Annotated in this window: 8 protein-coding genes (1 of these 8 cut by a window edge); 1 reads left to right on the top strand and 7 read right to left on the bottom strand. The window is 50.9% G+C overall.

The genetic code is table 11. From position 1 onward, the window contains the following. The 7 genes from GC56T2_RS00040 to dnaA all read right to left on the bottom strand — a co-directional run. Positions 1–245, bottom strand: partial view of an HD-GYP domain-containing protein gene (locus GC56T2_RS00040; RefSeq protein WP_144972265.1) — the beginning only. Its footprint begins 817 nt before the window's first position; the window shows 245 of its 1,062 coding nt (coding positions 1–245); it begins with the start codon at positions 243–245; its stop codon lies beyond the left edge, outside the window. 117 nt (positions 246–362) lie between these two features. After that, positions 363–2,825, bottom strand: coding sequence for a DNA gyrase subunit A (gene gyrA, locus GC56T2_RS00035; protein WP_144972263.1), 2,463 nt, complete (start codon positions 2,823–2,825; stop codon positions 363–365). A 348-nt stretch (positions 2,826–3,173) separates the two neighbouring features. Then, the gene (gyrB, locus tag GC56T2_RS00030; RefSeq protein WP_144972261.1) at positions 3,174–5,093 is read right to left on the bottom strand and encodes a DNA topoisomerase (ATP-hydrolyzing) subunit B; all 1,920 of its coding nucleotides are present in this window, start codon (positions 5,091–5,093) and stop codon (positions 3,174–3,176) included. Between the two features lie 41 nt (positions 5,094–5,134). Next, on the bottom strand, positions 5,135–6,253 hold the full coding sequence (recF, locus tag GC56T2_RS00025) for a DNA replication/repair protein RecF (protein WP_033017850.1): 1,119 nt from the start codon (positions 6,251–6,253) through the stop codon (positions 5,135–5,137). Positions 6,254–6,264: 11 nt separating this feature from the next. After that, positions 6,265–6,486 carry a S4 domain-containing protein YaaA gene (gene yaaA, locus GC56T2_RS00020; RefSeq protein WP_033017852.1) on the bottom strand — a complete coding sequence of 74 codons (222 nt, stop codon included), beginning with the start codon at positions 6,484–6,486 and terminating at the stop codon, positions 6,265–6,267. Positions 6,487–6,662: 176 nt separating this feature from the next. Then, positions 6,663–7,799, bottom strand: a complete 1,137-nt coding sequence (dnaN, locus tag GC56T2_RS00015; RefSeq protein WP_144972259.1) for a DNA polymerase III subunit beta — start codon at positions 7,797–7,799, stop codon at positions 6,663–6,665. Positions 7,800–7,970: 171 nt separating this feature from the next. Next, positions 7,971–9,323 (bottom strand): chromosomal replication initiator protein DnaA, encoded by a 1,353-nt coding sequence (gene dnaA, locus GC56T2_RS00010; RefSeq protein ID WP_033017854.1) that lies wholly within the window; start codon positions 9,321–9,323, stop codon positions 7,971–7,973. A 477-nt stretch (positions 9,324–9,800) separates the two neighbouring features. On the opposite strand from dnaA, the gene rpmH reads away from it, so the two are divergent. Beyond that, positions 9,801–9,935, top strand: a complete 135-nt coding sequence (rpmH, locus tag GC56T2_RS00005; RefSeq protein WP_020961658.1) for a 50S ribosomal protein L34 — start codon at positions 9,801–9,803, stop codon at positions 9,933–9,935. Positions 9,936–10,000 lie beyond the last annotated feature (65 nt).

Genomic DNA, 10,000 nt, shown 5'->3' with positions numbered 1-10,000 from the left:
TGCAAATACGAGGAAATAGGCTGTCGATGAGCCGTCGCCCCGATGACATCTTCTTCAAAAAACGGCTCACCATTGGCGAGAACCGGCTCGATTTCCACCTCGTCAATGAGAAACTTTTCAAGCACGTGCAGCAGCGGCTCCGTGATGATCGTATTTTTCGGGATAATGGGCCGCTTGGTCGGGCCAAGCACATCATCGGCAAGCACGCATCCTTCACGAAGCCGGGAACGGTTTACGCGAACCATCAGTTTGTTTCTCCCTTCTCTTATATCTTTTATCGTAACATGACTTTGGGTGCATGGACAGCGATTTCGACATAAAAACCGACGCTCCCTGTCCGTTGCAGCAGAGCGTCGTCCCCATTAGGCGAGATGTCCTTCTTCTTTTTCTTCTTCAGGCACTTTCGCCACAGTGGCTACACATTCATGCTCATCATCGCCAGAAAGGCGGATAAGTTTTACGCCTTGAGCGATTCTCCCTGTGCGGGAAATGTCACTGACCGCCATACGAATGAGCACGCCGCCTGTCGTAATGACCATCAAATCTTCGTTGCCGACGACAGTCGTCACCGCAACAACCGGACCATTTTTTTGTGTGACATTGCATGTTTTCAATCCTTTGCCACCGCGGCTTTGCACGCGGTATTCCGAAGCCGGAGTGCGCTTGCCGAACCCTTTTTTCGTGACGACAAGCACGTCATGGTGATCTTCCAAAATCTCCATCCCGACTACTTCGTCGTTGTCGTCAAGTGTGATCGCTTTGACTCCAGTCGCGCTGCGTCCCATGGCACGCACGTCGGTTTCCGGAAAGCGAATGAGCAGACCATTTTTCGTACCGACAATTACATGCTTTTGACCGTCTGTCAATCGGACCGAAATGAGTTCATCGCCTTCACGCAAATGAATAGCGATCAACCCATTGTTGCGAATATGGGCAAACGCGGAGAGCGAAGAGCGTTTCGCGATCCCCTGTTTCGTTGCAAACACGAGGTAACGCTCGCCGTCAAACTCCTCGATCGGGATCATGGCATTGATCCATTCACCTTTTTCAAGTTCGAGCAAGTTCACGATCGGAAGCCCTTTGGCAGTTCGTCCGAACTCTGGAATTTCATAGCCTTTCGCCTGATATACTTTCCCTTTGTTCGTGAAAAATAGGACAGTGTCATGAGTCGATGTAATCAGCAAGTGTTCGACAAAATCATCTTCCGCTGTGTTCATTCCTTGCACACCCCGACCGCCGCGCTTTTGGCTCCGGTAGGTCGATAAAGGCAGACGCTTGATGTAGCCTTTATGGGTGAGGGTAATGACGACGCGCTCGTGCGGAATCAAGTCTTCGTCATCAAACTGTTCGACGGCTCCTGCCACGATTTCCGTGCGCCGCTCATCATTAAACCGCTCCTTGATTTCGCTCAATTCCTCACGGATGATTTGCAACACTTTTTCTTCATCGGCGAGCACCGCTTTCAGCTCAGCGATCAAGCGGACAAGCTCTTGATATTCTTGTTCAATTTTTTCCCGCTCGAGGCCGGTCAGCCGCTGCAAACGCATATCCAAAATCGCCTGCGCCTGCCGCTCGCTGAGGGAAAACCGCTCCATCAATCCTTGGCGCGCCGCTTCTGTCGTCTGCGAACGGCGGATGAGATCAATCACTTCATCCAAATGATCGAGAGCCGTGCGCAAACCTTCTAAAATGTGAGCGCGCGCTTCGGCTTTTTGCAGTTCAAATGCCGTCCGTCGGCGAATCACTGTCTTTTGATGGTTTAAATAATGCTCCAAACATTCTTTTAAGTTCAGCACTTTCGGCTCGCCGTTCACCAAAGCGAGCATATTAATCCCAAAGCTCGTTTGCAGCGCGGTATGTTTGTACAAATTGTTCAGCACGACTTTGGCGTTCGCATCGCGCCGCACCTCGATGACAATGCGCATGCCGCTACGGTCCGATTCATCGCGCAAATCAGTGATCCCGTCGATTTTTTTCTCACGGACAAGTTCGGCGATCCGCTCAATCAGCTTCGCTTTGTTCACTTGGTAAGGAAGTTCGCTCACAATGATCGTTTCTTTGCCGTTCGGCTGCTGTTCAATTTCGGCCTTGGCGCGCAGCGTAATCGAACCGCGGCCGGTTTCATACGCTTTGCGGATACCGCCGCGGCCGATAATTTGTCCGGCGGTCGGAAAATCGGGGCCCGGGATGTATTTCATCAAGTCGGCAACCGTCATCTCTGGGTTTCGGCTTAGCGCCAGCAACGCATCGATCACTTCACCGAGCTGATGGGGCGGAATGTTCGTCGCCATTCCAACCGCAATGCCCGATGAGCCGTTGACCAATAAATTCGGAAATCGGGACGGCAGCACGACCGGCTCTTTTTCCGAGCCATCATAGTTGTCTTGGTAGTCAATCGTATCTTTATTGATATCACGAAGCAATTCCATCGCGATTTTCGACATGCGCGCTTCCGTATAGCGCATGGCGGCGGCAGCGTCGCCGTCGATCGATCCAAAGTTCCCATGACCGTCAACAAGCATGTAGCGGTAGTTGAAATCTTGCGCCATGCGCACCATCGTATCATACACGGCGGCATCCCCGTGCGGATGGTATTTCCCGATCACTTCGCCGACGATGCGAGCTGATTTTTTGTACGGTTTATCCGCGGTCATTCCAAGATCATGCATGGCGTACAAAATGCGGCGGTGCACCGGTTTCAAGCCGTCGCGCACATCCGGCAACGCGCGGGAAACGATGACGCTCATCGCATAGTCGAGAAACGAGGAGCGCATCTCTTGGCTGATATTGACTTCGCGAATGCGCGGTTGTTCATGTTCTGCCATTCTTCAAACCTCCCTTAAAACCCTCCTCCGATCCGACTGGCCGGCGACAGACGGGTGGCGTCAGTCCACCTGCGCATGCGAGGACACCCAGCGGCGTCACGAAGCGGGAAGGGGGCTGTCTTCCTCTCAGTTCAAAGCCTACAAAAAATCAGATGGATCAGCTTTGGAACGTCAACTGTAACAGACTCCAATGATGTGGCGTTCACCGGCCTCCTAGAAGGCTGGTGATTTAAGGGAGCAAACCCCTTATCAAGCCCATTTCTCAAACAGATAAGCCTTGTCGCGTCAAGAACGCCTTTCAAACGTTCCCCCATTGCTCAAGAGAAACGACCGTTTTTCACCGGCCTCCTAGATATCTAAGTTTTTCACGTAACGCGCGTTTTCTTCGATAAACTGGCGGCGCGGCTCGACTTTATCGCCCATTAAAATTTCAAACGTTTCGTCCGCATCGATGGCGTCCTGCAAACTTACTTGCAGCAGTGTTCTCGTCTCTGGATTCATCGTCGTTTCCCAAAGCTGTTCTGGATTCATCTCGCCCAATCCTTTGTAGCGCTGAATCGTCGGTTTGGGCTGATCGGGCAACGCGGCGAGAATTTGTTCAAGCTGACGGTCGTTGTAGGCGTAACGGACTTGTTTTCCCTGCTCGATTTTATAGAGCGGGGGCTGGGCAATATAAATATAGCCTTGTTCAATCAATTGGCGCATATAGCGGTAAAAGAACGTCAAAAGGAGCGTGCGGATGTGAGCGCCGTCAACGTCCGCGTCAGTCATGATAATGACTTTATGATAACGGGCTTTCGAGATGTCAAAATCTTCGCCAATGCCCGTGCCAAGCGCCGTAATAATCGCCCGCACCTCATTGTTTGACAAAATTTTGTCCAAGCGTGCTTTTTCCACGTTAAGAATTTTCCCGCGCAGCGGCAAAATGGCTTGAAAATGGCGGTCACGCCCTTGTTTCGCTGATCCGCCCGCCGAGTCGCCCTCAACGACGTACAGCTCGCTGATCGCTGGATCTCGCGATGAACAGTCGGCCAATTTCCCCGGCAAATTGGAAATTTCGAGCGCGCTTTTGCGCCGCGTCAACTCGCGCGCTTTTTTCGCCGCCAGCCGGGCGCGCGCTGCCATCATGCCTTTTTCCACAATCTTGCGGGCGATTGTCGGATTTTCCAGCAAAAACGTTTCAAACTGTTCGGAAAAAATCGCATCGGTCACCGTACGGGCGTCGCTGTTGCCGAGCTTTGTTTTCGTCTGCCCTTCAAATTGTGGAGACGGGTGTTTGATCGACACGATGGCGGTCAATCCTTCACGCACATCCTCACCGGTTAAATTGGCATCGTTGTCTTTCACCAATTGTTGCTTGCGGGCATAGTCGTTGATAATGCGCGTCAGCGCCATTTTAAAGCCGGATTCATGCGTGCCGCCTTCATGCGTATGAATGTTGTTGACGAACGAATAGATGTTGCTCGTGTACCCGTCGTTGTACTGCAAGGCGATTTCAACCGCAATGCCGTCCCGCTCGCCGGCGATATAAATCGGCTCTTCATGCAGCACTTCGCGCGTCCGGTTCAAATGCTGGACATAGGAGCGAATGCCGCCTTCATAAACATATTCGTTTTTCCGGTTGTCAACCCGTTCATCGGTCAACGTGATTTTCAAGCCGCGATTTAAAAAGGCGAGCTCGCGCAACCGGGCGGCCAGCGTTTCGTAATCGAACTCAATCGTTTCGGTAAAAATCTCTGGGTCTGGTTTAAAGCGGGTCGTTGTCCCGGTTCGGTCCGTTTCGCCGATGATTTGCAGGTCCGTGCAAGGCTCTCCTCGCTCGTACCGCTGGTAATGGATGTTTCCATCGCGATACACGTACACTTCGAGCCACTCCGACAGGGCGTTGACGACGGAAGCGCCAACCCCGTGCAAGCCGCCGGATACTTTATAACCCCCTCCGCCAAACTTCCCGCCGGCATGCAGAACGGTCATAATGACTTCAACAGCCGGGCGGCCAGTCGCTTCATGAATGTCAACCGGGATGCCGCGTCCATTGTCGGCGACGGTGATGCTGTTGTCTTTGCCGATCGTCACATCAATGGTCGTGCAATAGCCTGCCAGCGCTTCGTCGATGCTGTTGTCGACGATTTCCCAAACGAGGTGGTGCAGCCCTTTTGATCCCGTTGATCCGATATACATTCCCGGGCGCTTGCGGACGGCTTCAAGGCCTTCAAGCACTTGAATTTGACTTGCATCGTACGCCTCGACTCGCTGTTCCATGGTCATGCCTGATCACCTACGCTTTCTTTGCAAACGTTCAATCACGATCAAGAAGGAGCGATGACCGAACCGGAATGGACTCGATAAATCGCCGCTTCTTGAATCACATCGTGGTTAATGCCGTCGATGCTTGTCGTTGTGACAAAAGTTTGCACTTTTTTCCGGATGGCATCAAGGAGGTGGGTTTGCCGAAAGTCGTCCAGCTCCGACAATACATCATCAAGCAATAAAATGGGGTAATCGCCTAACTCGGAAAAGATGAGCTCAATTTCTGCCAATTTGACTGCCAGCGCTGTCGTGCGCTGTTGTCCTTGTGAACCGAAAGTTTGTACATTTTTTCCGTTCACCCAAAACGCCACCTCATCGCGGTGGGGGCCGACCAAGGTCGTCCCCCGTTGAACTTCTCGCTCCTTTACGGCGGCGAACGTTTCTCTGTATGCTTCTACTATTCTCGACAATTCCGCCTTGTCTGATACGTCGACCGACGGTTCATAGCGAATGTGGAGCTGTTCGGCCCCACGGCTGATTTCGCGATGGATGGGAGCCGCCCACTGCTCAAGCAACGACAAAAACTGGCGGCGTCGCAACGTAATTTTGGCCGCCAGCCAAACAAGCTGTTCGGTTAGGACGTCAAGCACCGCCTCGTCGCTCCGCTCGCGGGTCTGCATCATTTTCAGGCAATGATTTCGCTGCTGCAGCAACTTCTGGTACTGGCTTAAATCGTGTATATAAACGGGCGAAATTTGCCCGATTTCCATATCGATAAACCGGCGCCGCACTTGCGGGCTTCCTTTGACTAAATTCAAGTCTTCCGGGGCGAACATGACGACATTTAAATGGCCGACATATTGACTGAGCCGCTGCTGCTCAATGTGATTGCATTTGGCTCGTTTCCCTTTTTTGGAGATCAACAGTTCGAGCGACAACGATCCGTTGCGTTTCTCTGCTTTCCCCTCTATTTTAGCATACTCTTCATTCCAACGAATAAGGTCTTTATCGTTGGACGTGCGATGCGATTTGGCCATCGCCAAAACGTAAATAGCCTCCATCATATTCGTTTTTCCTTGGGCGTTTTCCCCCAGAATAATGTTTACCCCTTGATCGAAACGCATCGTTTCGCGCTCATAATTGCGGTAGTTCGTCAACGCTAAGTCGGTTAAAAACACCCGGCCTTCACCTACTCCGCTTTTACGATGACAAACGCGCCGACCTCTTTGATCTCGACCCGGTCGCCTTCTTTTAACTTCCGCCCGCGCCGGTTTTCCCGTTCCCCGTTCACCAGCACGTCATGTTCCTGTAAAAACCATTTGGCTGCGCCGCCGGTGTCAATCACATGCGCCAGCTTTAGCATCTGCCCTAGCGTAATCGTCTCCGTCTTAATGGCGACTTGTCGTTCCATCCGTTCATCGCTCGCTTTCGTTACAAACTGCCTATTCTTTTATTTTACCGAAAAATTCGTCCGTTCGCAAAGAAACCCGATGAAAGGGAGAAAAGCGGTGGTTCTCCCTCATTGAATGCACGCCTGATGGCATTCAAGTCAGCCTTAGCCATCAGGCGCGCCAAAGCGGATCGGCTTCAATACGTTCTGACCGGCAGGATGAGCTGAAGCATGGAGTCGCTGTGGAGCGGGCGCAAGACAAACGGCCGCATCGCCCCGGTGAAGCTGATTTGAATGTCGGTGCCATCAAGCGCGCGCAACGCGTCCATCATATATTTGGCGCTGAATGAAATGTTCAACTCTTCGCCTTCAAGCGATTCGGCTTTCAGCTGTTCTGTTACTTTCCCAATCTCCGGAGAAACTGAGGAAATTTCTAACCTCTCTCCTGGGAGCGTCGCCAGTTTCACCACGTTGTTTCGCCCTTCTCTTGCTAGCAAGGAGGCGCGGTCGATCGCCTGCAAAAACTCCTTGGCATTGACGGTCACCGTTGTTTTGCTGTCCGTCGGGATTAAGCGGGCTGTCTCCGGATAGTTCCCGTCGAGCAGGCGTGAGAAAAACAGAAGATGCTCCGCCTTAAACAGCACTTGATTGGCCGTGATGACAATATCGATCGGATGGTTGCCATCATCTAAAATTTTGCTCAATTCATTGAGACTTTTTCCAGGAATGACGACGTTATACGCCAAATCGCTTTCAATGCCGATTTTGACTTTGCGCATTGCCAGACGGTGACTGTCGGTAGCGGTGCAGACGAGTTCACCATCTTCCGTTTTCCAGTTGACACCTGTCAAGATGGGGCGCGTTTCCGATGTTGAGACGGCAAATACCGTTTGGCGGATCACCGCCTTCAGCAAATCAGCCGGAATTTGAAAGGCGTGTTCTTCCTCGATTTGCGGCAAGCGCGGATACTCATCGGCGTTAAATCCGTTGAGACGGAATTCGGAGTGCCCTGAGCGAATCACGGTTAAAAAGTTGTCTTCCGTTTCGATTTCCACCGTTTGCTGAGGCAGCTTTTTCACGATTTCAGAGAAAAAGCGCGCCTGCAAGACGATGCTTCCCGGTCTCTTTACATCCACCAGCAGCCGTCCTTCTTTTTCGAGCGGAATAAACGATTCAATGGAGATGTCCGAGTCGCTTCCGGTTAAGGTGACTCCACGAGCGGAGGCTGTCAGTTTAATCCCTGTCAAAATCGGGATCGTCGTTCTTGTCGATACGGCTTTCATCACATCTTGAACGCTTTTGGCGAGCGCTTCGCGGTCAATGGAAATGTTCACGCTGTTGTTCCTCCCTATTTGGAATGTCTTCGGAAATAAATTATAAAGATATAAAAACAAAGATCATAGTACTAGTCGTATGGCTTGTTGGTATGTGGATAAACAAATAAAGACGAGCAAGCACAGCCTGTCCACATGTGGATAAGCTGTGCGTAAGACAGCGACTGTTATTCACAATTGCTTCAGCTTTTCTTGAATCTCTTGAATATGTTTTTGCAGCTGCGTGTCTGTTTGCAAAAGCTTCGTTATTTTTTCATGGGCGTGAATGACCGTCGTATGGTCGCGGCCGCCGAATTCGTCGCCGATTTTCGGCAGCGAACAGTCGGTCAGCTCACGGGAGAGATACATGGCGATCTGCCGGGGAAACGCGACCGATTTGGTTCGTTTTTTAGCTTTGAAATCGTCAAGCTTAATGTTGAAGTGTTGGCCGACGACGCGCTGAATGTCTTGAATCGTGATGACCTTCGGCTTCGCGCTCGGAATGATGTCCTTGAGCGCCTCAGCTGCTAGATCGGCGGTGATTTCTTTATTAATGAGCGAGGAATAGGCGACGACGCGAATGAGCGCCCCTTCCAGCTCGCGGATGTTTGAATCGATTTGGTTGGCGATGTAGAGCATCACTTCATTTGGGATATCAAATCCCTCTGCCTTCGCTTTTTTCCGGAGAATGGCGATTCGCGTTTCCAAATCAGGCGGCGTGATGTCTGTGATCAATCCCCACTCAAAGCGCGAACGCAAACGGTCCTCAAGCGTTGGGATCTCTTTTGGAGGCCGGTCGCTCGAGATGACGATTTGCTTGCTTTCTTCATGAAGCGTATTGAACGTATGGAAAAACTCTTCCTGCGTTTGTTCTTTTCCCGCCAAAAATTGAATATCATCGATTAACAGAACGTCGACGTTTCGATACTTATTGCGAAAGTCATCAGGACGGTTGTCGCGGATGGCGTTGATAAACTCGTTCGTAAACTTTTCCGAAGATAAGTAGACGACTTTCGCTGACGGATTATGTTCGATGACGTAATGGCCGATGGCGTGCATGAGATGCGTTTTCCCTAGCCCGACACCGCCGTAGATGAACAGCGGATTGTACGCTTTCGCCGGGGCTTCGGCGACGGCTAGGGAAGCGGCGTGCGCAAATCGGTTGCCGGAGCCGATGACAAACGTATCGAAGGTGTACTTCGGATTTAGCATGCTCTGCGGGAAATCGTTCGTCTCTTCGTATGGCTTGCGCTGTTTTTTCGCTGCCGCCTGAAATTCGGCGTCTTCGTCGCCTTGGTTAGGCGGAATGATAAATTTGACGGCCAGCTCTTCGCCGGTAATGGCATAGATTGTTTCGGCAATCAAATGGGAGTAGCGGGAGTCAAGCCAATCTCTAGCAAACTCGTTCGGGGCTACGATGACGAGCGTGTCACCTCGCAAAGAGTGGGCCTTCGTTGATTTGAGCCAAGTCTCAAAGCTCGGCTTGCTAATTTTCTGCTCGATTTCCGCGAGCACGCGATTCCATAAGTCATGGATATTTTCCACCCGTTGCCCCTCCCTTGGTTAGCGGATGATCATTTGGTTAAGAAAATAAGTTTGTGGAAAAAACAATACTAAGGAAAAAAGGCGGCTTTTCGACAAAATCCACCACCTGTGGACAAAGCGATCAACAGCCTGTGAAAAATACTATCCACAACCTATCCACAGAATGTGGATATCTTCCTTTATCCACACAGTTGTCCATAGTGAAAACACAATAATAATAGCAAATAAAACAAGTTGTTGCAACGGCTTTTTTGCTTATCCACAAAACGGACAGATTGTGCAAATTTCGTTATCCACACGGGTGAAGATGTGAAAAAAATGTCGATAAATGTTGTGGATTGTTACTTTGGTGGCGAAATTTTATCCACATCGTTGCGTGGAAGGAGCGAAACAAAGAGGCAGTTGACATTTGCTGAGATTGTTCAATATAATGAGAAAGACTGCCCGTAACAGTTATTCCCTAGGGAGGTGTCATAGATGAAACGGACGTACCAACCGAATAGACGGAAACGCAGCAAAGTGCACGGATTTCGCGCCCGCATGAGCACGAAAAACGGGAGAAAAGTGCTGGCGCGCCGCCGCCGCAAAGGAAGAAAAGTATTGTCTGCATAATAGGCCACTGAAGTTTCAGTGGTCTTTTTTCTCACGTGGTGATTTGTCTGATTTGTCGCCTTGGA

The organism is Geobacillus sp. C56-T2 (assembly GCF_007829715.1).
GTDB classification, from domain to species: Bacteria; Bacillota; Bacilli; order Bacillales; family Anoxybacillaceae; genus Geobacillus; species Geobacillus icigianus.
This window is presented reverse-complemented; position numbering and strand designations above follow the sequence as displayed.

Excerpts from the sequence above, each read along its gene's own strand:
- gyrA (WP_144972263.1), bottom strand. The coding sequence starts at position 2,825 with ATGGCAGAACATGAACAACCGCGCATTCGCGAAGTCAATATCAGCCAA.
- gyrB (WP_144972261.1), bottom strand. The coding sequence starts at position 5,093 with ATGACCATGGAACAGCGAGTCGAGGCGTACGATGCAAGTCAAATTCAA.
- yaaA (WP_033017852.1), bottom strand. The coding sequence starts at position 6,486 with ATGGAACGACAAGTCGCCATTAAGACGGAGACGATTACGCTAGGGCAG.
- rpmH (WP_020961658.1), top strand. The coding sequence starts at position 9,801 with ATGAAACGGACGTACCAACCGAATAGACGGAAACGCAGCAAAGTGCAC.